This is a genomic window from Achromobacter sp. JD-1 (assembly GCF_038594925.1).
In the GTDB taxonomy this organism is placed as follows: Bacteria; Pseudomonadota; Gammaproteobacteria; order Burkholderiales; family Burkholderiaceae_B; genus Achromobacter; species Achromobacter spanius_C.
On the sequence record NZ_JBCGCS010000004.1, the window covers coordinates 337,593 to 360,542 of the forward strand.

Here is a 22,950-nt window from a genome sequence, read left to right on the forward strand (position 1 = left end):
TGAACGGTTGCATTATAAAACCTAAAGATCTAGCATTCTGGTTTCGTAATAAAACCATGTAAATGACATGCCAGATCCATCCCACACCCATGCCACCTCTGCCGGCTCAGCGGATTCCGTACCCAGCGCCATGCCGACCTCGCTGGTCATGTTGCTGGCCGTGGCTTGCGCCTTGAGCGTGGCCAACGTCTATTACGCGCAGCCCTTGCTGGACGCCATCGGCCGCGAGTTCGCGCTGGATCAGGGGGCGGTGGGCGTGGTGGTCACGGCCACCCAATTGGGCTGCGCGGTGGCGCTGCTGTTGGTGGTGCCGCTGGGCGATCTGCTGGACCGGCGCCACTTGATGCTGGGCCAGTTGGGCCTCTTGATGCTGGCCCTGGTGGCGGTGGCGCTGTCCGCCAACACGCCCTGGCTGCTGGCGGGCATGGTGGCCCTGGGCCTGCTGGGCACGGCGATGACGCAGGGTTTGCTGGCCCTGTCCGCCGCCCTGGCCGCGCCCGACGAACGCGGCCGGGTGGTGGGCGCGGCGCAGGGTGGGGTGGTGATCGGCCTGCTGCTGGCGCGCACGGTGGCGGGCGTGGTGTCCGATGCCTGGGGCTGGCGGGCGGTGTACGGGGTGTCGGCCGTATTGGCTGCCGTGCTGGCGCTGGTGCTCATGCGTCGTTTGCCTCAACGCCGGCTGCCCACGGCAAGTCTGTCTTACGTTGCCCTGCTGCGTTCGATGGCGACGCTGCTGGCCACGGAACCCGTGCTGCGTGTGCGGGGCATGATCGCCTTATTGATGTTCGCGGCCATCAGCGCGTTTTGGACGGCGCTGGTGTTGCCGCTGAGCGCGCCGCCGCATTCCTTGTCGCACACGGCGGTGGGCGCGTTTGGCCTGGTGGGCGTATTGGGCGTGCTGATGGCGGCGCGCGCGGGCCGTTGGGCCGATCGCGGCCTGGGCCAGCGCACCACCGGCGCGGGCCTGTTGCTGCTGTGCCTGGCGTGGGCGCCCATCGCGCTGCTGGACCACAGCCTGTGGGCCCTGGCGCTGGGCGTGCTGGTGCTGGACGTGGCGCTGCAAGCGCTGCATGTGACCAATCAGACGATGATCTTCAGCATCAGCACGCAGGCGCATAGCCGGCTGGTCGGGGGCTACATGATGTTCTACGCCGTGGGCAGTGGACTGGGAGCGATTGCGTCAACGGCGGTGTATGCCCGCGCGGGCTGGCTGGGCGTTTGCGCGCTGGGCGCCGCCATCAGCGTGACGGCGCTGTTGTTCTGGGTGGCGACGCTGCCCGCCAAGGCGGCGCCGCCACCATCCGGTCAGGGCTGCACCGCGTAGTCCTTGGACCCCAGCACCACGGCGGCCAGGCCAGGGGCCTGGGTCAGCTTGTGCAGGGCATAGGTCTGCACCGTGGCGATCTTGGCCTGATGGAATTCAGGGTCTTCAGCCTGGTGTTCCAGGCTGGCCAAGAGCGCGCGCGCCATCTGCCAACCCGCCAAGGTGGTGCCCGCCAACAGCAGATAAGGCACGGCCGAACCGAACACGGCGTTCGGCGCGCTGGCGGCATTGGCTAGCACGAAGTCCACCACGTTGGCCAGCGCCAGACGGGCTTGGCGTAGCGGCTTCAGCACCAGGCCAGCGGCGGGTTCGCTGCGCGATTCCAGTTCCGTTTCTGTCTGGCGGATGGCTTCCAGCAGGCCTTGCGCCACCGCGCCGCCGTCGCGCAGGGTCTTGCGGCCGACCAGGTCATTGGCCTGGATGGCGGTGGTGCCTTCATAGATGGTCAGGATGCGGGCATCGCGGTAGTACTGCGCCGCGCCGGTTTCTTCGATGAAGCCCATGCCGCCATGCACCTGCACGCCCAGGCTGGCGACGTCGATGGACATTTCGGTGCACCAGCCCTTGACGATGGGCACCAGGAATTCCTGGATGGCCAGATGGCGCTTGCGTTCGTCGGCGTCGGGGCTGGCGTGGGCCAGGTCGGCGTGTCCGGCGGTGACGTAAGCCAGCGCGCGGCCGGCCTCGGTCAAAGCGCGCATGGTGCCCAGCATGCGGCGCACGTCGGGGTGATGGATGATGGTCACGGCCTCGCGCGCCGATCCGTCCACCGGGCGGCTTTGCACGCGGTCGGCGGCATAGGCCAGCGCGTGCTGGTAGGCGCGGTCGGCAATGGCGATGCCCTGCACGCCCACCGCGTAGCGCGCGGCGTTCATCATGATGAACATGGCGTCCAGCCCACGGTTTTCCTGGCCGACCAGATAGCCCTGCGCGCCGCCCGCGTCGCCAAATTGCAAGGTGGCCGTGGGGCTGGCCTTGATGCCCAGCTTGTGTTCGATGGACACGCAGGTGACGTCGTTGCGCGCGCCCAGCGAGCCGTCTTCGTTGACCAGGAACTTGGGCACCAGGAACAGGGAAATACCCTTCACGCCCTCGGGCGCGTCCGGCAAGCGCGCCAGCACCAGATGCAGGATGTTCTCGGTCAGGTCGTGGTCGCCATAGGTGATGAAAATCTTGGTGCCGGACAGGCGGTACGTGCCGTCGCCCACCGGTTGCGCGCGCGTGCGGATCATGGCCAGGTCTGACCCGGCTTGCGGCTCGGTCAGGTTCATGGTGCCGGTCCACTGCCCGGAAATCATCGGGCCGATAAAGCGTGTTTTCAGTTCCGGCGAACCGGCCGTCAACAACGCCTCGATGGCGCCGTTGGTCAGCAAGGGGCACAGCGCGAAAGACAGGTTGGCGGCGTTCAGCATTTCAGAGCAGGGCGAGCCGATCAGGCCGGGCAAGCCCTGGCCACCGTATTCCTGCGGATGCGACATGCCTTGCCAGCCGGCTTCCGTGTATTGGCGAAACGCCTGCTTGAAACCGGGCGAGGTGGTGACGGCGCCGTCGCGCCAGGCGCTGGGTTCGCGGTCGGCCGGGTGGTTCAGCGGGGCCAGTACTTCAGCGGCGAAGTGGGCGGATTCTTCCAGCACGGCTTGGGCGGTGTCGGGCGTGGCCTCCTCGAAACCGGGCAGGGCGGCAACTTGCGGCAGGCCGGCCAGATGGTTCAACACAAACAGCATGTCTTTCACGGGGGCTTGGTACGTCATGGCCGAAAAACTCCTGGATGAAGGTGGCTGGGGCGCCGGCGTTCAGGCGGCTTTGTTGGGGGTGTCTTGGGTGGGGGCGGCGTCGGCGGAAGTGTCGGGCGACGTGCCTGCCGACGGGCCGGCCAGGTCAATGGCCTGGGTCGCGCCGATGGCGGCGCGCAGTTCAAACTTCTGGATCTTGCCGGTAGAGGTCTTGGGCAGTTCGCCGAAGCGGACCGCGCGCGGCACCTTGAAGCCCGCCAGCAGCAGCTTGCAATGCGCAATGATCTCTTCGGCGGTGGCGGTGCTGCCGGCCTTCAGTTCGACAAAGGCGCACGGCGTTTCGCCCCACTTCGGGTCGGGCATGGCCACCACGGCCACGGCCGCCACGGCGGGGTGGCGATAGAGCGCGTCTTCCACTTCGATGCTGGAAATGTTTTCGCCGCCCGAGATGATGATGTCCTTGCTGCGGTCCTTGATGCGCACATACCCGTCCGGCGTCATCACGCCCAGGTCACCGGTGTGGAACCAGCCGCCCGCGAAGGCCTCGTCGGTGGCGCGTTCGTTCTTCAGGTAGCCCTTCATGCAGATGTTGCCGCGGAACATGATCTCGCCCACGGTCTGCTCGTCGGCGGGCACTTCCTGCATGGTGTCGGGGTTGCGCACGGACACGCCCGCCTGCAAGTGGTAGCGCACGCCCTGGCGCGCGGTCAGCATGGCGCGGCGTTCGTCGTCCAGCGCGTCCCAGGCTTCCTGGCGGGCGCAGACGGCGGCCGGCCCGTAGACCTCGGTCAGGCCATATACGTGGGTCAGTTCAAAGCCGATCTCGCGCATCTTGGCGATGACGGCGGGTGCCGGCGCGGCGCCCGCCACCATGGTGCGCACGGTGTGCGTGATGCCCGCGCGCAGTTCGGCCGGCGCGTTGGCCAGCGCGCTTTGCACGATGGGCGCGCCGCAGTAGTGGGTGACGCCTTCGGCGCGGATCAGGTCGAATACCGTCTTGGGGTCGAACTTGCGCAGGCAGACGTTCACGCCCGCGCGCGCGGCGACGGTCCAGGGAAAGCACCAGCCGTTGCAATGGAACATGGGCAGCGTCCACAGATAGACCGCGTGCTTGGGCATGTCCCATTCAAGAATGTTGCTGATGGCGTTCATATAGGCGCCGCGATAGTGGTAGACCACGCCTTTGGGGTCGCCGGTGGTGCCCGACGTGTAGTTCAGTGCAATGGCGTCCCATTCGTCGGCGGGCGGCTGCCAGTCGTAGCGGGCGGGAGCGTCGGCCAGAAAGGCCTCGTAGTCGATGGCGCCGGGCAGGGTGGCGGGCGCGCCATCCAGGTCATGGACCGAGATAACCGTCAGGTGGGGGAATTCGGCGCGGGCGCGTTGGGCGATGTCGGCGTATTCGGTGTCGATGATCAGCGCGCGGGCTTCGCCGTGGCCCAGCATGAACAGCACGCTGGGCGCATCCAGCCGGGTGTTCAGCGTGTTGAGCACGGCGCCCAGCATCGGCACGCCAAAGTGGGCTTCAACCATGGCGGGAATGTTGGGCAGCATGACGGCAACGGTGTCGCCGCGCTTGATGCCGGCCCGTTCCAATGCATTGGCCAGCCGCTGGGCGCGTTCGTAGGTCTGGCCCCATGTGCGCCGTACCTGGCCGTGCACCACGGCCAGCCGGTGGCCATAGACTTCCGCCGCGCGGGCGATGAAGTCCACGGGCGTCAAAGGGGTGTAGTTGGCGTCGCGGCGCCCCAAACCATGGTCGAACATGCTGCTCATGCCTAGTCTCCGAATGGGGCTCGTCGTGCGGCCCCTGTCTTGTTCGAGGTGTGCTGATTGCGGGAAGCTTGATTCCCGTCGCTTGCGTGAGCTTAGGGGCGGCCGGAAAATACTGTCTGTCGCCTGCATGACAGACCGCCGGCCGACCCCGAAAACTCCCAGTTTTACACGGTTCCGCCCATGTCCGACGTTTCAAACATTGTTTCCGATGCCGAGCTGGCCAGCCTGTTCCGGGCCTGTGCCTGGTTCGGCGCGCTGGAGGCCCGACATCAGGATCTGGTGCTGGCGACGTCACGGGCGGAGCACGTGGCGAACGGGGCCTGGATTGCGCGGCGCAACGCGCCCTCGGACTACTGGCTGGGCGTGCATACGGGGCTGCTGAAGCTGGCCATCTATAACGAATCGGGGCGCAGTTGCACGTTTTCCGGCGTGCCGCGTGGCGGCTGGTTTGGCGAGGGCAGCGTCATCAAGCGCGAACTGCGCAAATACGATGTGGTGGCGATCCAGCCGTCGCTGGTGTTGTTGGTGCCGGCCGCGACCTTTCACGCGCTGCTTGCCGCCAGCCTGCCGTTTTCGCATTTCGTCATTGGCCAGTTGAACGACCGCATGGGCGAGTTCATTGCGTCCATCCAGAACCACCGCTTGCTGGACGCTGATGCGCGCGTGGCGCAATCCCTGGCGCAGTTGTTCAACCCGCAGTTGTATCCGTCCACCGACCTGACGCTGGCCATTTCGCAGGAAGAACTGGGTTTCCTGACGGGCTTGTCGCGCCAGCGGGTGAACCAGGCTTTGCAGACGCTGGCGGACGCCGGAATCCTGGCGCTGGCGTACCACCAGATCAAGGTGCTGGACCTGAACCGCCTGCGGCAGTTCGGGCTGGACCAGATTTAGGCGAGCTCAGCGCGGCGCCAGGGCGCGGGCCAGCGCGGCGCGCGCCAGGATGCGGGTGGAATCCAGCGTGGGCAGGGCGCAATTGCCGTCGTTCAACACCAGCGGCAACTCGGTGCAGCCCAGCACCACGGCATCGCAGCCGGCGTCGCGCAGGCGTTCGACGATGCCTTGCAGCCGCGCCACCGATTCGGGTTTGAATTCACCGTAGACCAGTTCGTCCATGATGATGCGGGCCAGCGTGATGCGGTCTGCTTCGGCGGGGCGCAGGTAGTCCAGCCCCTGTGCACCCAGCTTGTCCGGGTAGACGCTGCTGTCGACCAGCCAGCGCGTGCCCAGGATGCCGATGCGCCGGTAGCCGCGCGCACGCGCCTCGGCCGCGACCTCTTCGGCGATATGCAGCCAGGGCAGCGGGGAATCCGGCAGCACATGGCCCAGCGCCTGGTGAATGGTGTTGTCGGGGCAGATCAGGAAGTCGGCGCCCGCGCGCGCCAGCTTGCCGGCCGACGACAGCATCAACGCGCCCACGCCGGGCAGGTCGCCCTGGTCCAGGCAAACCACGTAATCCGCCAGCGAATGCGTATGCAGGGAAATTTCGGGGTGCGCATGCGGCCCCATGCGCTGCGCGCCTTCCGCGCACAGCGTGCGATAGCACAACGCAGCGCCCTCGGCGGAGCAGGCGACGATACCGATGTGCAGGGGGGAAGTGTTCATGGTGTGGTTTCCTTTGGGGAATCTTGCCAGAGCTTAAGGGCAGGGCGCGCCCCGGTAGTGTTAAATACGGTTTTCCCGGAAAGCGAACGCGGGCCCTCGGGCTTTAGCGAAGGAAACTATATGGCATTCGATTTTGATCTGTTTGTGATCGGCGCGGGCTCGGGCGGCGTGCGCGCGGCGCGCTTTGCCGCGGGCTTCGGCGCGCGCGTGGCCGTGGCGGAAAGCCGCTACCTGGGCGGCACCTGCGTCAACGTGGGCTGTGTGCCCAAGAAGCTGCTGGTCTACGGCGCCCATTACAGCGAAGACTTCGAGCAGGCCCACGGCTTTGGCTGGACCACGGGCAAACCGTCCTTCGACTGGGCCACGCTCATCGCCAACAAGAACCGCGAAATCGAGCGCCTTAACGGCATTTACCGCAACTTGCTGGTCAATAGCGGCGTGACGCTGCTGGAAGGCCATGCCCGCATCGTCGACCCGCATACCGTCGAGATCAACGGCCAACGCCACACCGCCGCCAACATCCTGGTGGCCACGGGCGGCTGGCCCAGCGTGCCAGACATTCCGGGCAAGGAACACGCCATCACCTCCAACGAGGCCTTCTTCCTGCCGGCGCTGCCGCGTCGCGTGCTGGTGGTGGGCGGCGGCTACATCGCCGTGGAATTTGCCTCTATTTTCAATGGCATGGGCGCGCAAACCGTCCAGGCCTATCGCGGCCCCTTGTTCCTGCGCGGCTTCGACCAGGGCGTGCGCGAGCATCTGCGTGACGAGCTCACGAAGAAGGGCGTCGACCTGCGCTTTTTCACGGACCTTGCCCGTATCGATAAGCAGCCCGACGGCTCGCTTTCGGCCACGCTGAAGGACGGCTCGGTGATTGAGACCGACTGCGTGTTCTACGCCACCGGACGCCGGCCCATGCTGGACAACCTGGGCCTGGAGAACACCGGCGTCAAGCTGCGTGAAGATGGCTTTATCGAGGTGGACGACGAATACCGCACGGCCGAGCCCTCCATTCTGGCCATTGGCGACGTGATCGGCCGCGTGCCGCTGACGCCGGTGGCGCTGGCCGAAGGCATGGCCGTGGCGCGCCGCCTGTTCCGCCCCGAGGAATACCGCAAGGTTGACTACAAGCTGATTCCGACCGCCGTGTTCAGCCTGCCGAACATCGGCACGGTGGGCATGACCACCGAAGAAGCACGCGAGGCCGGCCACGAGGTCAAGCTCTTCGAAAGCCGGTTCCGGCCGATGAAGCTGACGCTGACGGAATCGCAGGAAAAGACGCTGATGAAGCTGATCGTGGACGCCAAGACGGACCGCGTGTTGGGCGTGCACATGGTGGGCCCGGATGCCGGCGAGATCATCCAGGGCATCGCCGTGGCGCTGAAGGCGGGCGCCACCAAGCAGGTGTTTGACGACACCATCGGCATTCACCCCACGGCCGCCGAAGAGTTCGTGACGTTGCGCACGCCGGTCGCGCAATAAGGCTACAGCCGTTCGATCATGGCGCGCGCCGCCGCCGGTGCGCGTTCCTTCGCCCCGTTGATGAAAAAGGCATAAACGTCCTGCGGGCGGGCCGCCCCAGACGGCGGCTGGCCGATGCGGGGCAGGTCGGCCGGGTCGGCGCCGCGCGCCCAGGTGCGCAGGCGTTCGGCCCAGGCGTCCAGCACCTTGGGCGCATAGCCCGCCCTGAACGCGGTGCTTGCGCGCATCAAGCGTGCGTAGACAAAGTCGGCGGTGCGATCGGCAATAGACGGAAAATCCTCGCTATCGGTGTAGACCGTGGCGGCGCGGTGGCGGCGGGCCAAATCCAGATATTCCTCGCAGGCAAAGCTGGGGTGGCGCACGTCCAGCACGTGGCGCAGCGGCAGGCCATCGACTTCGTCCGGCAGCAGCGCCAGGAATGCGCCGAAATCCTCGGCGTTAAAGGTCTTGGTGGGCGCAAACTGCCACACCACCGGCCCCAGCTTGGGACCCAGTTCGGCGATGCCGCTGTTCACGAATCGAAGGATGGAATCTTTCGCGCCCGCCAGATCACGCCGGTTGGTCGCGTAGCGCGAGGCCTTCAGCGAAAAGACAAAGCCGTCCGGCGTCTCGTCGCGCCACTTGGCGAAGGTGGCCGGCTTCTGCGTGCTGTAGTAGGTGCCATTGATTTCGATGGCGGTGAGCCGCTGGCTGGCATATTCCAGTTCGCGCGCATGGGGCAGGCCTTCCGGGTAGAAGGCGCCGCGCCAGGGGGCGTAGGTCCAGCCGCCGATGCCGACTCGGATGATGGGGCCTGCCCCTCCGGACGGATGACGCTTCGGCATGTCCAGGTGCTCCGTACAGTCGAACGATTCGGTTCAATGTATCGCTAGCCTGGCACGGTCGTAAAGGCGCGAATGCTGAACGGCAGGCCCTGTCCACGTGGGTGTGGCATCGGCGATACGAGATGAAAGCGGGTTTGGGAACATCAAAAAAATTCCTGTTCCGATACAGTTTTGCGATAACGTGTGCGAATCGATTTTCGACGACACCCGGCGTGCGCCGGCTCAACATGCCTGACCTGACCCATCTTTTGACGTTTGCCCTGGTTTCGCTGGGCATGGTGCTGACCCCCGGCCCGAACATGATCTACCTGGTGTCGCGCTCGATTTCACAAGGCGCGCGCGCTGGCCTGATTTCGCTGGGCGGCGTGGCGGTCGGGTTCATCTTCTATGTCTGTTGCGCGGCCTTCGGCATCACGGCCTTGCTGCTGACAGTGCCCATGGCCTATGACGCGCTGCGTATCGGCGGCGCCCTGTATCTGCTGTACATGGCCTGGCAGGCCATCCGGCCGGGCGGCCGTTCGCCGTTCCAGGTGCGTGAGTTGCCCAAGAGCAGCCCGCGCACCCTGTTCACGATGGGCCTGGTCACCAACCTGCTCAACCCGAAGATCGCGGTGATGTATGTGTCCCTGCTGCCGCAGTTCATCCAGCCGGATCACGGCAGCGTGTTCACGCAGTCGATTGCCTTGGGGATGACGCAAGTGATGATCAGCCTGTCGGTCAATGCCGTCATCGCCATCACCGCGGGTTCCATCGCCGGCTTCCTGGCGGGGCGCCCGTTGTGGATGGTGATACAGCGCTGGCTGATGGGAACCGTGCTGGCCGGCCTGGCCGTGCGCATGCTGATGGACACGCGCCGCTGATGCCCCAGGACGACGGATTCTTCGGGTCGCTGGGCGTCATGCTCGGCGAAGCGCTGCGCGCGGTGGTGGCGGGCATCAAGTGGCTGCTGGGTGGTTTGGGCGGCGCCTTGGGCGACTTCTATGGCGGGCTGTCCAAGGCCATGGGCATGAGCCCATCGATATTCAATTTTGTCTTGCTGGTGCTGGGGCTGATGTTCCTGTGGGCCGCCGTCAAGGCCTTGCTGCGCCGCTCGATCCTGGGCTTTTTGTTCTGGCTGGTGCTGGCGGTGCTGGTGCTGGGCGGCTTGGTGAATTAGCGGCGTGCCTGGCGCGCAAAGTCCCCCAGCCGTTTGATCAGGGTGGGGAAATGGTCGGCGCTGGTGTTGCCGTAGCCGATGACCAGGCCGTTGTCTTCGGGGCGCGGCGTTATGGCGAACGACGATAGCGCGCTGGGGTTCATGCCCGCTTGCCGCGCCTGCGCCACGATGGCCTGATCCGGAATGTCGGGGGGCAGGCGCACCGTCAGATGCAGCCCGCTGTGCCCGCCCAGCACCTCGTGGTCAACGCGCAAATGGGTGGACAATGCGTCGCGCAAAGCGGCTTGCCGTTCACGGTATAGGCGCCGCATGCGGCCCAGGTGGCGCGAAAACTGGCCGTTGTCGATGAAGGCGGCCAGGGTCAGTTGTTCCAGCCGATGGCCGCCGCGCAGCATCTCAACGACCGAAGGCAGCGCCGTCTGTGCAAGCGCCTCGGGCAGCACCAGAAAGCCCAGCCGCAAGGCGGGGAACAGCGTCTTGCTGAAGGTGCCCACGTACAGCACGGGCGCGTTGGGCACCAGCCCCTGCATGGCGGCGATGGGTTCGCCCTGATGGCGGAATTCGCTGTCGTAATCGTCTTCGATGATCCATGCGCCCGCGCGCCGCGCGCGTTCCAGCAAATCCAGCCTGCGCGCCACCGACAGCACGGCGCCCGTGGGGTATTGGTGCGTGGGCGTGGTCTGGATCAGGCGCGGCGGTTGCGTGCGCCAGGCGTCTTCGGGGATGACGATGCCGTCGGCGTCCACACGCATGGCCACCACGTTCAGGTCACCAGCATGAAAGGCCGACTTGGCGCCGCGATAGCCGGGGTCTTCCAGCCAGGCCGTGTCGCCCGGGTTGGTCAGCAATTGCACGCACAAGGCCAAGGCGCCTTGGGCGCCTTCGGTGATGATGATGCGCGAGGCGTCGCAGTGCACGCCTCGCGACACGCGCAGGTATTGAGCGATGGCTTCGCGCAGCGCGGGTTCACCTATCGGGTGGCCGTAGCCCAGCGTGGCGGCGGGCGCGGCGTGCAGGGCGCGCTCTTGCGCACGGCGCCAGGCGTTCAGGGGAAATTGGGTCAGGGCCGGCGTGCCGGGTGTCAGCGGCAGCGAACTGTCGCTGGGCGCGCGCGTGGCCACAATGCGCGACAGGCGCGTGGCGGTGGCGGGAGCAGGGGGCAAGGTGCGCTTGGCGGTGCGGGCCGCTGAAGGCAGGCGAGCCGTGGACAAGGACGCCGACAGCGGCGCCGACAAGGGAGCAACGCGCGTGCCCTGGCGGTCGGCAACGACATAGCCTTCGGCCGTCAATTGCTCATAGGCGATCAGCACCGTGTTGCGCGAAATGGCCAGGTCTTCGGACAGCGAGCGCGACGATGGCAGCTTGCCGCCGGCCGGCAATTGACCGGCCAGGATGGCTTGCTTCAAGCGCTGGATTAGCTGGCGCTGGCGGGGCAGCGCGCCGGGGCCACGCGCAAGCGGGCTGGATAGCAGGGCGCTGTCGGCGGGAATGTTCGGGCTTGGCATTTGGGTTGGTGTTTGGGTTGGCGCCGGGCTTGACGCTTGCGATGGCGCCTGGGCTGGCACGTGCAATGGCGCCGGGGTTGGCACATGTGATGGCGCCGGGGTTGGCATCTGCGATGGCGCTGGGGTTGGCACGTGCAATGGCGCAGAGGATGGCACCTGCGATGGTGCCGGGGCTGCTGCCTGCGTCGGTGCCTGTGCTGGCATATTCATGGCCCCATTAAATTCCGCAGACGTGGTGCTTTTTATGATGCCACGATTCCGATATCGTGAGGCCATGCGTGTTGCGTCCGCCACGGTCGGCGGCGCGCGCTTACCCCTTGATGAGGCCCCGCCGCATGCCACCCCGCGTCAATGCTTTCCAACAACCCATCGGCCCCGACGTACCCGGCTGGACGCCGCGCCCGCGGCCTCCGCTGACCCCGATCACCGGCCGCTACTGCCGGCTGGAACCGCTGTCCGCCGAACGTCATGCGGCGGACTTGTACCGGGCTTTCAGCCAGGCGCCGGACGATAGCGACTGGACCTACATGGGCGTCGGCCCCTTCGCCGACGAAGCCGCGTACCGCGCCTTTGCCGAAGCCGCCCAGGCGGGCAACGATCCGCTGCATCACGCCATCATCGACCTGGAAACGGGTCGGGCTATCGGCACGCTGGCCTTGATGCGCATCGACCCGGCCAATGGCGTCATCGAGGTCGGCTTCGTGTCGTTCTCGCGCCAGCTCAAGCGCACCCGCATCGCTACCGAAGCGCAGTTCCTGCTGATGCGCCGCGCGTTCGACGAGCTGGGTTACCGCCGCTACGAATGGAAGTGCGACAGCCTGAACGCGCCGTCGCGCCAGGCCGCCGCAAGGCTGGGGTTCCAGTTTGAAGGTGTCTTCCGCCAAGCGACGATCTACAAGGGCCGTAGCCGTGACACGGCGTGGTTCTCGATCATCGATAGCGAATGGCCAGCGTTGCGCGCCGCTTACGAGCGCTGGCTGGATCCCGCGAATTTCGACGAGCAAGGCAAGCAGCGCCAGGGGCTGTCCGAACTGAGCGCCATGGAAAAAGCCGCGTGCGCCTGATCCCGGTGGCGTTGGCCCTGTTCTGGGGTTTGAACTGGCCGGCGGTGAAAATCATCTTGGCGATCTTCCCGCCGTTTACGCTGCGCGTGCTGGGGCTGGGCAGCGGCGCCATTCTGTTGCTGCTGCTGGCGCGCGCGAAACGGTTGGCGTTGCTGCCGCCGCGCGATTCCTGGCCAGGCATAGTTGTCGGCGGCGTGCTGGCCGTGGCCGTCTTCAATCTGGCGGTGGCCTGGGCGCAGCTCAGCACCAGTACGTCGCGCGCGGCGGTGCTGACCTTCACCATGCCCATGATGTCGGCGGTGCTGGCGTGGCTGGTCCTCGGCGAACGCCTGGACCGGCGTCGCGGGCTGGCCTTGACGCTGGGGGCGATAGGCGTGGCGATCCTGGCGTGGCCCGTGCTGCACGCGGTGTTCGCGGACCACGATCTGGCGGCAACCAAGGGTTTGATCTTTCCGCTGGTGGCGGCGTTCGGCTGGGCGGCCGGTACCGTCTATCTGAAGCGCTGGCCCGTGAACGGGCATCGCATCGTCATCACGGCATGGCAACTGGCCGTAGGCGCCGCCTGCGCGCTGACCGGTGTGTTGATCGCGGGTGAGTCGTTTCCCACCCAGGGTTGGAACGGTCGCATCGTGGCGGCGCTGTCCTTCCACATCATTCTGGGCACCGCGGTGGCGTATTGGCTGTGGTTTGTGCTGAGCGAGCGCGTCAGCGCCACGGTCGCGGCGTTGACGACATTGATGGTGCCGGTGGTAGGCGTGCTGGGCGCAATGGCCCTGGTTGGCGACAGACCCGGCGCGGCCGACTGGTGGGGATTCGCATTCGTGCTGGCGGGCGCGGCGTTGATCGTGTTGAACCTGGGGCGCGGGCGTGGCTGAGCGAGATGGGTTACGTGCGCTGGACGGCAGTTCCCCGGTGCGTAGCATCTCGCACTCCACCCATCCTACGAACGTCCACCCGTACGATGGCCCGTAGGATGGGTGAAGCGCGGCAAGACCGGCGCAAGAACACCCCGCCAATCGCGCGCAACCCATCACCAACCGTCGCCCGTAGGATGGGTGAAGCGCGGCAAGACCGACGCAAGAACCCCCCCACAAATCGCGCGCAACCCATCACCAACCGTCGCCCGTAGGATGGGTGAAGCGCGGCAAAACCGGCGCAAGAACACCTCCGAAAATCGCGCGCAACCCATCACCCCCGCCGTCTACGCACCCACTCCCTGACCATTTCACCGCCACTCACCAGCGTGATGCCGATCAGCACCAGCACGGCCCCAACAGCGAACCCGGGGTCCAGCGGCTCATCAAGAATCAGCACGCCGAAGCTCACGCCAAACAACGGCGTCATGAATGACAGGATCGACAGCCGCGACGCGAGGTACCTGCGCAAGAGCCAGAACCACGCCAGATAACTCGACAGCGCCACCACCACGGATTGAAACGCAACGCTCAGGATGGCGGCTTGGGTTGCGTGGATGACATGCTGGCCTGTGGCCGCGGCATAGGCCAGCAGGCCGACTGCCGCAACCGCCATTTGATACAGCAGCGTCTTGGACGGCGCGGCCTCTGACAGCGATGTTGCGCGGATGGCGACGGTGGTGGCCCCCCACAGCAGGCCGGCCGCCAAACCCATCGCGTCGCCCAGCAGCATGTTGGGGGCGCCGGCCGCCGCTTGTGACGCATCGCCCTTGACCAGGAACGCGACCGCGATGCCGCCGAACGCCACCGCCACGCCCAACCATTGCAGCGGTTGCATGCGTTCTTCGGGCAGCAGCCAGTGCAGGCCCAGCGCGGCGAAGATGGGCGCCGTGTACAGGAACACCGACATATGCGATGCCGTGGTGTGCAGCAGCCCTTGCGCCACGAAGAGAAATTCGCCCGCGAACAGCAGTCCTACGATCAGCCCGGGCAGCGCCGTGCGGTCGCGCACGGCGCGCAAGCCTTCGGCTCGCCACACCACCACGCCGAGCACCAGCGCAGCGAAGGTCGAGCGCAGGCCGATCTGCATGATTGGGGCAATGTCGGCCGCGACCAGCTTGATGGCAATCTGTTGAAACCCCCAGCACACGCACAGCAACAGCATGCCGGTGGTGGCCAGCGCGTCCAGCGGCAGGCGCAAGGGTTTTGAAGCCGGGGCCGGGTCAGGGGAAGACCCGGGAGCAAACCCGGAACCAACGCCAGAAGCAGACCCGGCAGTCGACCCAGAAGTCGACTCAGAAGTCGACTCAGAAGCAGGCACTCGCGTGCTCACGGCAGTTCGGCGGGATAGCTGTCCAGCGCCAGGCCGATCTGTTGGCGCAGGTCCCATTCGGCCAGCGTGGATTGCACCGGACCGAAGAACGCGCCATCGCGCGTGACGAACATGGCGGGCAGGTGAAAGACTTCGTAGCGTTCCACCAGGCCGCGGTTGTCGCCCGCATCCACCCAACACACGCGCTCCACCGGCAGTTCCAGCGCGGGCAACTGTTCGCGCGCGATGCGGCAGGTGCCGCAGGTGCGGCTATGGAAGACCAGCAGCGTAAGACCAGGGGCGTCCAGCAGGAAGCGGTCGGCGGTGCTGTCGTTGAGTTCTATCTGTTCCATGGCGTATCAAATCCGGGGCAGGGCAGCGAGGCAAGGCAGCCATTATGGCAGCGCGCCGCCCCGGTGCCGCCGATAACCTCGGGGGCGAGATGGACGGGCGCTGTTCAGGTGCCGCGCAGCACCCGGTCCAGTTCCAACACCGATTGGTACAACACCCGCGTGCCGTCCAGCAACTGTGCCGGTTCAATCCATTCTTCCGGGCAATGGCTGCGGCCGTTCAGGCACGGGATGAAGATCATGCCGATGGGGCCGGTGGGCGCCATGTAGACGGCATCGTGGCCGGCGCCGCTGGGCAGGCGCATCGACGCGTAGCCCAATTGGTCGGCGGCCGCCTTGACGGCATCCATCACCAAGGGCGAGCAGTCGGTGGGCTGGGCGCGGCTCAATGCCGTGAAGCCCGCCGTCAAGCGCAAGGCCTTCAGGTCGCTGGCCACGCCGGCCATCAGCGTTTCGGGGAAGGAGTCCAGCACCGCGTTGCTATCGCTGCGCACTTCCAGCGTCATCTCCACGCGCCCCGGCACCGCGTTCGCGGCGTTGGGTGTCATCGACAGCCGGCCCACGGTGGCCACCACGTAATGCGGGTTGCCGCTGGCGGCGCTGGCCTGGCGGCTGGCCGCGTCGATGATGCGGGCGGCGCCCACCAGGGCATCGCGGCGGATGTCCATGGGCGTGGTGCCGGCGTGGTCGGGCTGGCCTTCCACCACGATCTGCACGCGGCGAATGCCCACGATGTTGGTCACCACGCCAATAGGCAGGTTGCGGCTTTCCAGCACGGGGCCTTGTTCGATATGCAGTTCGACGAACGCGGCGGTGCCCCCGGGACCGCGCAGCGGCGCGTTCAGCGCGGCGGGGTCCCCGCCGATACGCGCGATGCCTTGCGCCAGCGATTCGCCGTCGGGGTTACAGGCGGCCAACATGTCGGCCGTGAGCTGGCCGCTGAGCGCGCGGCTGCCCACGCAGGAAATTCCGTAGTCGCTGGGTTCTTCGGACAGGAAGTCGATGACTTCAAACGAGTGCGCCAGTTCGATGCCGTGCTCTTGCAGCGTGTGCGCGACTTCAATGCCGGCGAGCACGCCGATGATGCCGTCAAAGCGGCCCCCGGCCATGACCGTGTCGCAATGCGAGCCGGTGGCGATGGGTTTGCGCAAGGGGGCGCGGCCAGCGCGGGTGCCGACCAGGTTGCCGCCCGCATCCAGCCGAGTCGCCAGGCCCGCGGCTTCGAATTCGCCGCGCAACCAGGCGCGCGCGTCATCGAACAGCGGCGAAAAAGCGCGGCGCGTCCAGGGGACGTCGGGCAGGGTGAACTGGGACAAGGCTTCAACGCGGGCCCACAGACGCTCGGCGTTGAGCGGCGGGAAGGCGGGGGAGGAGGCGGGGGCGGGGGAAGTCGGATGCGGCATGAAAAATTCCTGAAGATGCGCCAGGGATTATGTCATGCATGCAAGTGGCGTCCTGCTAGGGGGTGACCTATTCAGCCCGCTGCGGGCTTTGCAACGCCGCCTGGCAACCCCGCCTCAAGAACCGCGCCGCCAAGACGGTTCGCGCTTTTCCAGAAAGGCCGCCACACCTTCGCGCGCTTCGTCGGTGCTGCGGCAGGCCGCAATGCGTTCGACCGTGTCGGCGATCAGCGCGGCGTTGATGGGGGCGCCGGCAAAGTCGCGTACCAGCCGCTTGCTGGCCTTGACCGCGTCGGGACCATTGGCGCAAAGCGTGCGGCACACGGCGTCGACCGCCTCGCCCAACTGGTCGGCGGGCACGACGTCATGCAGTAATCCGAGGCGCAGCGCGGTGGCGGCATCAAACCGCTCGGCGGTCAGAAAGTAGCGATTGGCGGCGCGTTCGCCCATGGCGCGGATCACGTAAGGGCTGATGGTGGCCGGCAGCAGCCCCAGGCGGGTCTCCGACAGGCAGAAGTGCGCGCTGTCGGCCGCGATGGCGATGTCGCAGGCCGACAGCAAGCCCATGCCGCCCGCATAGGCGTCGCCGTTCACGCACGCCACCACCGGTTTTGAACACGCCCAGATGGTGTGCAGCATGTTCGCCAACCGGGTGGCGTCGGCGCGGTTGTCCGCGTCGGTATGCGTGGCCATCTTGCGCATCCAGTTCAGGTCGCCGCCCGCGCAAAACGCCTTGCCGGCGCCGGTCAGCAGCAGCACGCGCACGTTGGGGTCTTGCTCGGCTTGCCGGACGGCGTGCGTCAATGCGGCGATAAGGGCCTCGTCGAAAGCGTTGCGCATGTCAGGCCGGTTCAGCGTCAGGCGGGCGATGGCGCCGTCGCGCGCGACGTCCAGCGGGGCGTTTGCAGTCATGCCAGTCTCCTGTTTCTTTGAATTGTGCTCAATAAATAAGAGGAATTCAGTCAGAAGATTCTATGGGTAAATCCTCCTGTCTAGGATGTGTTGATTGTAAATATTGAGTTATCCTCAAAAAAATTCCGGAGCAAACCATGGACCCCAAGGCAAACCACAATGCGGCCCCTCAACCGGGCGGCGACACCGCCACTGCCCGCTACGCCTCGGTCTTTCGGCCGGGCCTGTTTGACGGCAAGACCCTGGTGGTGACGGGCGCCGGCAGCGGCTTGGGCCGTTGCACCGCGCACGAGCTTGCATCGTTGGGCGCGAACCTGGCGCTGGTGGGGCGCAAGCCGGAAAAGCTGGAAGCGGCAAGCGCGGAAATCGTGCGCATCTATCCGGAAGCAGCAGGGCGCATCAGCCTGCATGCCTGCGATATCCGCGACGAAGCCGGCGTGCGCGGCACGGTGGCCGATGTGCTGGCGCGCCATGGCGCCGTCGACGGTCTGTTCAATTGCGCGGGCGGGCAGTTTCCCGCGCCGTTGGACCGCATCAGCTTGAATGGCTGGAACGCCGTGGTGCAAAACAATCTGCACGGCACCTTCCTGATGGCGCGCGAGGTCTACACGCAGCATATGCGCCAGCACGGCGGGGCCATCGTGAACATGCTGGCCGACATCTGGGGCGGCATGCCGGGCATGGGGCATTCCGGCGCGGCGCGCGCCGGCGTGTGGAACCTGACCGAAACCGCGGCCTGCGAATGGGCGCATGCGGGTGTGCGGGTGAACGCGGTGGCGCCCGGTTGGATCGCGTCCAGCGGCATGGACAGTTACGACGACAACTACCGCGCGGTGCTGCGCGAATTGAAAACCAAGGTGCCGCTGCAACGCTTCGGCACCGAGGCCGAGCTGGCGGCGGCGGTGGTGTTCCTGCTGTCGCCCGCGTCCGCCTTCATCAACGGCTCGGTCATTCGCGTGGACGGCGGCGTGCCTAACGCCCGCCATTCCTGGACCTTGCAACCGGCCGAACGGGGCGAGGTCTATAACGGCTTTCCTCAGTACGTGCCGCCATCCTTGTTTGCGGAACCGTCCGATTCTTCCGCGGCCTGAAGCCGATGCAGCGCGTCGCGCACTTCGCCGCGAAAGCGGGCCAGCGCCAGGGCATGCTGGCGCGGGGGTTGCAAGGCCTGCCACAAAAAGCCGACCAGTTGATCGGCAGTGACGGCCACGTCCACGCGCGCGCCACGCAGAATGGCGTCCCACAGCACGTGCTCCATCGGCCCGTACACGGTAGAACGCAGCAGACGCAACGGCATGTCTTGCCGGATGTCGCCATCCGCTTGCCCCTGGGCCAGAATACGCATCAGCGGCGCGGTATAGCGGCGCTGCAAGCCGGCGTAGATCTCGCCGAAATCGTCGTTGCGCGCGCGCCCCTCAGACAGAATGAACGCACACAGCCCCGGCCCTTCGGCCAGCAGGTGCCGCAAATGCGTGTGCACCAGGTAGTGCAATTGCGCACGCGCGCCCTGCACATGCGGCAGGTTGTCTTCCACCTTGGCGATGATTTCGTCATACCAATCGCTGATCACCCGCACGCACAGTTCCCGCTTGCCGCCGAAGTACGTAAAGATGGTGGCTTCGGACACGCCCAGCCGCTGGGCAATCTCGGTCGTTGTGGCGGCCTGGAACCCGGCTTCGGAAAAGACCTGGCGGGCCATGTGCAGAATGTCGCGGATGCGTTGCTCGGACTTGGCGCTGGCCGGCGGGCGGCGGGTCGGGACGACGGGGGTTTTTTCCATGCGGACGGCAATAGGGCGGTGGGGCGGAGCTTATTATTGAGCCAGGGTCAAGCAAGTTGAGCAAGCCCTGGATGATCCATACATAACAACATCAGAGACAAAACCATGCTGTCCCGAGCCGAATCCTACAAGCAGCTTGTGTCCCAATTCCAATGGCAGGTGCCGGAATTCTTCAACATTGGCGTGGACGCTTGCGACAAATGGGCCGACGGCAGCGGCCGCCTGGCCCTGATCTTCGAAAAAAGCGACGGCGCGCAAACGCGCTATTCGTTCGACGACATCAAGGCGCAATCCAACCGCCTGGCGCATAGCCTGACACGCCACGGCGTAGCGCGCGGCGACCGCGTGGCTGTGTACCTGCCGCAAGCGCCCGAAACCGCGGTCACGCATATTGCCGTCTACAAGATGGGCGCGGTGGCGGTGCCGCTGTTCACGCTGTTCGGCGTGGACGCCATCCAGTTCCGCCTGGCCAACAGCGGCGCGGTGGCGCTGGTGACGGACGCCGAAGGCTGCCGAAAACTGCGCGAGATACGCGCCAGCCTGCCGGACTTGAAGGTCGTGTATTGCATCGATGGCGACGGCGAGGAGGGCACTGTGCCGTTTCACGCGGCCTTGGCAGAAGAGTCGGACGACTACACGCCGGTGAACACCGCCGCCGACGACCCTGCCGTGATCATCTACACGTCGGGCACCACGGGCAAGCCCAAAGGCGCGCTGCACGCGCACCGCGTCCTGCTGGGCCACCTGCCGGGCGTGGAGATGTCGCACGAATTCTTTCCCGAAAATGCCGCCCTGATGTGGACGCCGGCCGACTGGGCCTGGATCGGCGGCCTGCTGGACGTGTTGCTGCCGGCCTGGCACCACGGCGTGCCGGTGCTGGCCCGGCGCTTTGAAAAATTCGACGGCACGTCGGCCTTGGAATTGATGGCGCGCCACGGCGTCACCCACACCTTCCTGCCGCCCACCGCGCTGAAGATGATGCGCGGCTCGGCCTACCCGCAAGGCGCCGGCCCGCTGGCGCTGCGCTCGGTGGCCAGCGGTGGCGAATCGCTGGGCGCCGAACTGATCGACTGGGGCCGCCGCGTGCTGGGGGTGACCATCAACGAGTTCTACGGCCAGACCGAATGCAACATGCTGGTGTCGTCGTGCTCGTCGCTGTTCGACCCGGAAATCGGGTCGATCGGCCGCGCGGCGCCGGGGCATCGCGTGCTTATTGTGGATGACCAGGGCGTTGAAGTGGCCGATGGACAAGAGGGCAACATCGGCGTACTGCGGCCCGACCCAGTCATGTTCCTGGGCTACTGGAACAACCCCGACGCCACCGCCGAGAAATTCGTGGGCGACACCCTGCTGACCGGCGACCTGGGCGTGCGCGACGCGCGCGGCTTCATCCGCTTCGTGGGCCGCAACGACGACGTCATCACCAGCGCCGGCTACCGCATCGGCCCCGCGCCCATCGAAGACTGCCTGATCGGCCACCCGGCCGTGCGCATGGCCGCGGTGGTGGGCGTGCCCGACGAACAACGCACCGAAATCGTCATGGCGTATGTGGTGCTGAACGATGGCTTCGACGGCGACGAGGCCTTGGTCAAGGCCTTGCAGGCGCATGTGCGCACCCGTCTGGCCGCGCACGAATACCCGCGCGCCATCCGCTTTGTAACCAGTTTGCCAACCACCGCCACCGGCAAGATCATCCGTCGAGAGTTGCGCGACGGCAGCTACCGTTGAGCTCGTCTCAACCCGTGACAATCTCGTCCATGTGGATGGGTTGACGGGTTGCCCGGCGCTGCAAGTATGATGGCGCAAATTACATACGGCCCCACGCAATCGGGGCCGTATCACCATTTGTCTAAAGCATGGAGATAGCCCCAATGAATAAGCCATTGGATGGGGGTTTGGCTGCGTTGAACGTGCCTGCCTACGTCAAGCATCGCGGCCTGATCGACTGGGTAGCCAGTTTTGTTGCGCTGGCCAAACCGGATCACGTCGTATGGTGCGACGGCTCGCAAGAAGAATACGACCGCCTGTGCGAACAAATGGTCCAGGCCGGCACGATGCGCAGGCTCAACCCCGCCAAGCGGCCCAATTCCTTCCTGGCCTGCTCGGACCCGTCCGACGTGGCGCGCGTGGAAGACCGCACCTTCATCTGTTCCGACCGGCCCGAAGACGCCGGCCCCACCAACAACTGGGCTGATCCGGCCGAGATGCGCGACACGCTCAACGGCCTGTTCGACGGCGCCATGCGCGGCCGCACGCTGTACGTGGTGCCGTTTTCGATGGGCCCGCTGGGTTCGGACATCGCCCACATCGGCGTCGAACTGTCCGACAGCCCCTACGTGGCCGTGAACATGCGCATCATGACGCGCATGGGCAAGCAGGTGTACGACGTGCTGGGCACCGATGGCGACTTCGTTCCCTGTGTGCATTCCGTGGGCAAGCCGCTGGCGGCGGGCGAGGCCGACGTGGCCTGGCCGTGCAACCCCACCAAGTACATCGTGCACTTCCCCAAGAGCCGTGAAATCTGGAGCTTCGGTTCCGGCTATGGCGGCAATGCGCTGCTGGGCAAGAAATGCTTCGCCTTGCGTATTGCGTCCACCATGGGTCGCGACCAGGGCTGGCTGGCCGAACACATGCTGATCCTGGGCGTGACCTCGCCCAAGGGCCGCAAGTACCACGTGGCCGCGGCGTTCCCGTCGGCCTGCGGCAAGACCAACTTCGCCATGCTGATTCCGCCGCAAGGCATGGACGGCTGGAAGGTCACCACCATCGGCGACGACATCGCCTGGATCAAGCCCGGCCCCGACGGCCGCCTGCACGCCATCAATCCGGAAGCCGGCTATTTCGGCGTGGCTCCGGGCACCAGCGAGCAGACCAACTTCAACGCCATGGCCACCTTGAAGGCCAACGTCATCTTCACCAACGTGGCGCTGACCGATGATGGCGACGTCTGGTGGGAAGGCATGACCGACACGCCGCCCGCGCACCTGATCGACTGGCAGGGCCAGGACTGGACGCCCGCCATCGCCCGCGAAACCGGGCGCAAGGCCGCGCACCCCAACGCGCGCTTCACCGCGCCGGCCGCGCAATGCCCGTCCATCGACCCCGAATGGGAAAACCCCAAGGGCGTGGTCATCGACGCCTTCATCTTCGGCGGCCGCCGCTCCACCACCGTGCCGCTGGTGACCGAAGCGCGCAACTGGGTCGAAGGCGTGTACATGGCCGCCACCATGGGTTCGGAAACCACCGCCGCCGCCGTTGGGCAGCAGGGCGTGGTGCGCCGCGACCCCTTCGCCATGCTGCCGTTCTGCGGCTACAACATGAGCGACTACTTCAACCACTGGCTCAAGCTGGGCAAGCAACTGGAAGCCACCGGCGCCACCTTGCCGCGCATCTACTGCGTGAACTGGTTCCGCAAGGGTCCCGACGGCAAGTTCGTCTGGCCGGGCTTTGGTGAAAACATGCGCGTGCTGCGCTGGATGCTGGGCCGCATCGACGGCGAATCCAAGGGCGTGGACCAGGTGTTTGGCGTATCGCCCAGCTACCAGGACATCGACTGGACCGGTCTGGAATTCACGCCGGACAAATTCGAACAGGTCATGTCGGTGGACGCGGACGCCTGGCGCGATGAACTGGCGCTGCACCACGAACTGTTCGGCCAGTTGTCGCAAGGCTTGCCCGAAGACCTGCCGGCTACCAAGACCAAGATTGAAGGGCGCCTGGCCGCCTGAGCGCTGATTTGGTCCGATAAGCCCGCGTGCTCTGTAGGCGCGCGGGCTTATCTATTTCATGATGGCGCTCTTGACTCGGCTAACTGAGGAGTTG

20 protein-coding genes are annotated in these 22,950 nt (G+C 66.1%); 10 read left to right on the forward strand and 10 right to left on the reverse strand.

Annotation, left to right across the window (positions count from 1 at the left end):
* Window positions 1-130 precede the first annotated feature (130 nt).
* On the forward strand, window positions 131-1,324 hold the full coding sequence (locus tag WBR68_RS09430; protein WP_230694062.1) for an MFS transporter: 1,194 nt from the start codon (window positions 131-133) through the stop codon (window positions 1,322-1,324).
* Here WBR68_RS09430 and WBR68_RS09435 read toward each other — a convergent pair.
* Window positions 1,306-3,075, reverse strand: a complete 1,770-nt coding sequence (locus WBR68_RS09435; protein ID WP_230694033.1) for an acyl-CoA dehydrogenase — start codon at window positions 3,073-3,075, stop codon at window positions 1,306-1,308. The genes WBR68_RS09430 and WBR68_RS09435 overlap by 19 nt on opposite strands.
* Before the next feature lie 42 nt (window positions 3,076-3,117).
* Window positions 3,118-4,830 (reverse strand): acyl-CoA synthetase, encoded by a 1,713-nt coding sequence (locus WBR68_RS09440; RefSeq protein ID WP_230694034.1) that lies wholly within the window; start codon window positions 4,828-4,830, stop codon window positions 3,118-3,120.
* 180 nt (window positions 4,831-5,010) lie between these two features.
* Here WBR68_RS09440 and WBR68_RS09445 point away from each other — a divergent pair, with 180 nt between their 5' ends.
* The gene (locus WBR68_RS09445) at window positions 5,011-5,721 is read left to right on the forward strand and encodes a Crp/Fnr family transcriptional regulator (RefSeq protein ID WP_230694035.1); all 711 of its coding nucleotides are present in this window, start codon (window positions 5,011-5,013) and stop codon (window positions 5,719-5,721) included.
* Between the two features lie 6 nt (window positions 5,722-5,727).
* Here the strand turns inward: WBR68_RS09445 and WBR68_RS09450 are convergent, their stop codons facing one another.
* Window positions 5,728-6,432, reverse strand: coding sequence for an aspartate/glutamate racemase family protein (locus WBR68_RS09450; RefSeq protein WP_050448022.1), 705 nt, complete (start codon window positions 6,430-6,432; stop codon window positions 5,728-5,730).
* A gap of 120 nt (window positions 6,433-6,552) precedes the next feature.
* Between WBR68_RS09450 and gorA the strand changes: the two genes are divergently transcribed.
* Entirely contained in the window at window positions 6,553-7,911 is a 1,359-nt protein-coding gene (gene gorA / locus WBR68_RS09455) for a glutathione-disulfide reductase (RefSeq protein WP_230694036.1), read from the forward strand.
* Between the two features lie 2 nt (window positions 7,912-7,913).
* Here the strand turns inward: gorA and WBR68_RS09460 are convergent, their stop codons facing one another.
* The gene (locus WBR68_RS09460) at window positions 7,914-8,735 is read right to left on the reverse strand and encodes a DUF72 domain-containing protein (protein WP_230694037.1); all 822 of its coding nucleotides are present in this window, start codon (window positions 8,733-8,735) and stop codon (window positions 7,914-7,916) included.
* A 227-nt stretch (window positions 8,736-8,962) separates the two neighbouring features.
* On the opposite strand from WBR68_RS09460, the gene WBR68_RS09465 reads away from it, so the two are divergent.
* Together WBR68_RS09465 and WBR68_RS09470 are read left to right on the forward strand one after the other, a co-directional pair.
* Window positions 8,963-9,595 carry a LysE family translocator gene (locus tag WBR68_RS09465; protein ID WP_230694038.1) on the forward strand — a complete coding sequence of 211 codons (633 nt, stop codon included), beginning with the start codon at window positions 8,963-8,965 and terminating at the stop codon, window positions 9,593-9,595.
* Window positions 9,595-9,891 carry a hypothetical protein gene (locus WBR68_RS09470; RefSeq protein WP_230694039.1) on the forward strand — a complete coding sequence of 99 codons (297 nt, stop codon included), beginning with the start codon at window positions 9,595-9,597 and terminating at the stop codon, window positions 9,889-9,891. The genes WBR68_RS09465 and WBR68_RS09470 overlap by 1 nt, the downstream gene beginning before the upstream one ends.
* Here the strand turns inward: WBR68_RS09470 and pdxR are convergent.
* Complete coding sequence (pdxR, locus tag WBR68_RS09475) at window positions 9,888-11,396, reverse strand: MocR-like pyridoxine biosynthesis transcription factor PdxR (RefSeq protein WP_230694040.1); 1,509 nt, start codon at window positions 11,394-11,396, stop codon at window positions 9,888-9,890. The genes WBR68_RS09470 and pdxR overlap by 4 nt on opposite strands.
* Before the next feature lie 335 nt (window positions 11,397-11,731).
* On the opposite strand from pdxR, the gene WBR68_RS09480 reads away from it, so the two are divergent.
* Window positions 11,732-12,460 (forward strand): GNAT family N-acetyltransferase, encoded by a 729-nt coding sequence (locus WBR68_RS09480; protein WP_230694041.1) that lies wholly within the window; start codon window positions 11,732-11,734, stop codon window positions 12,458-12,460.
* Entirely contained in the window at window positions 12,451-13,335 is an 885-nt protein-coding gene (locus WBR68_RS09485) for a DMT family transporter (protein WP_050448015.1), read from the forward strand. The genes WBR68_RS09480 and WBR68_RS09485 overlap by 10 nt, the downstream gene beginning before the upstream one ends.
* 313 nt (window positions 13,336-13,648) lie before the next feature.
* Here the strand turns inward: WBR68_RS09485 and WBR68_RS09490 are convergent, their stop codons facing one another.
* The 4 genes from WBR68_RS09490 to WBR68_RS09505 form a co-directional block, all read right to left on the reverse strand.
* Window positions 13,649-14,539: a DMT family transporter gene (locus WBR68_RS09490; RefSeq protein ID WP_230694063.1), complete on the reverse strand. Its 891-nt coding sequence runs from the start codon at window positions 14,537-14,539 to the stop codon at window positions 13,649-13,651.
* 164 nt (window positions 14,540-14,703) lie between these two features.
* Entirely contained in the window at window positions 14,704-15,039 is a 336-nt protein-coding gene (locus WBR68_RS09495) for a thioredoxin family protein (RefSeq protein WP_006226863.1), read from the reverse strand.
* A gap of 104 nt (window positions 15,040-15,143) precedes the next feature.
* Entirely contained in the window at window positions 15,144-16,439 is a 1,296-nt protein-coding gene (locus WBR68_RS09500) for a Zn-dependent hydrolase (RefSeq protein ID WP_230694042.1), read from the reverse strand.
* A 114-nt stretch (window positions 16,440-16,553) separates the two neighbouring features.
* Window positions 16,554-17,348, reverse strand: coding sequence for an enoyl-CoA hydratase/isomerase family protein (locus tag WBR68_RS09505; protein ID WP_230694043.1), 795 nt, complete (start codon window positions 17,346-17,348; stop codon window positions 16,554-16,556).
* Between the two features lie 137 nt (window positions 17,349-17,485).
* On the opposite strand from WBR68_RS09505, the gene WBR68_RS09510 reads away from it, so the two are divergent.
* Complete coding sequence (locus WBR68_RS09510; RefSeq protein ID WP_230694044.1) at window positions 17,486-18,439, forward strand: SDR family oxidoreductase; 954 nt, start codon at window positions 17,486-17,488, stop codon at window positions 18,437-18,439.
* Here WBR68_RS09510 and WBR68_RS09515 read toward each other — a convergent pair.
* Window positions 18,385-19,128, reverse strand: coding sequence for a TetR/AcrR family transcriptional regulator (locus WBR68_RS09515; protein WP_230694045.1), 744 nt, complete (start codon window positions 19,126-19,128; stop codon window positions 18,385-18,387). The two genes, WBR68_RS09510 and WBR68_RS09515, sit on opposite strands and share 55 nt — an antisense overlap.
* Before the next feature lie 105 nt (window positions 19,129-19,233).
* Here WBR68_RS09515 and WBR68_RS09520 point away from each other — a divergent pair, with 105 nt between their 5' ends.
* A complete protein-coding gene (locus WBR68_RS09520) occupies window positions 19,234-20,856 on the forward strand; it encodes an acyl-CoA synthetase (RefSeq protein WP_230694046.1) in 1,623 nt (540 codons plus the stop codon).
* 143 nt (window positions 20,857-20,999) lie between these two features.
* The gene (locus WBR68_RS09525) at window positions 21,000-22,856 is read left to right on the forward strand and encodes a phosphoenolpyruvate carboxykinase (GTP) (protein WP_050448009.1); all 1,857 of its coding nucleotides are present in this window, start codon (window positions 21,000-21,002) and stop codon (window positions 22,854-22,856) included.
* Window positions 22,857-22,950: the final 94 nt, after the last annotated feature.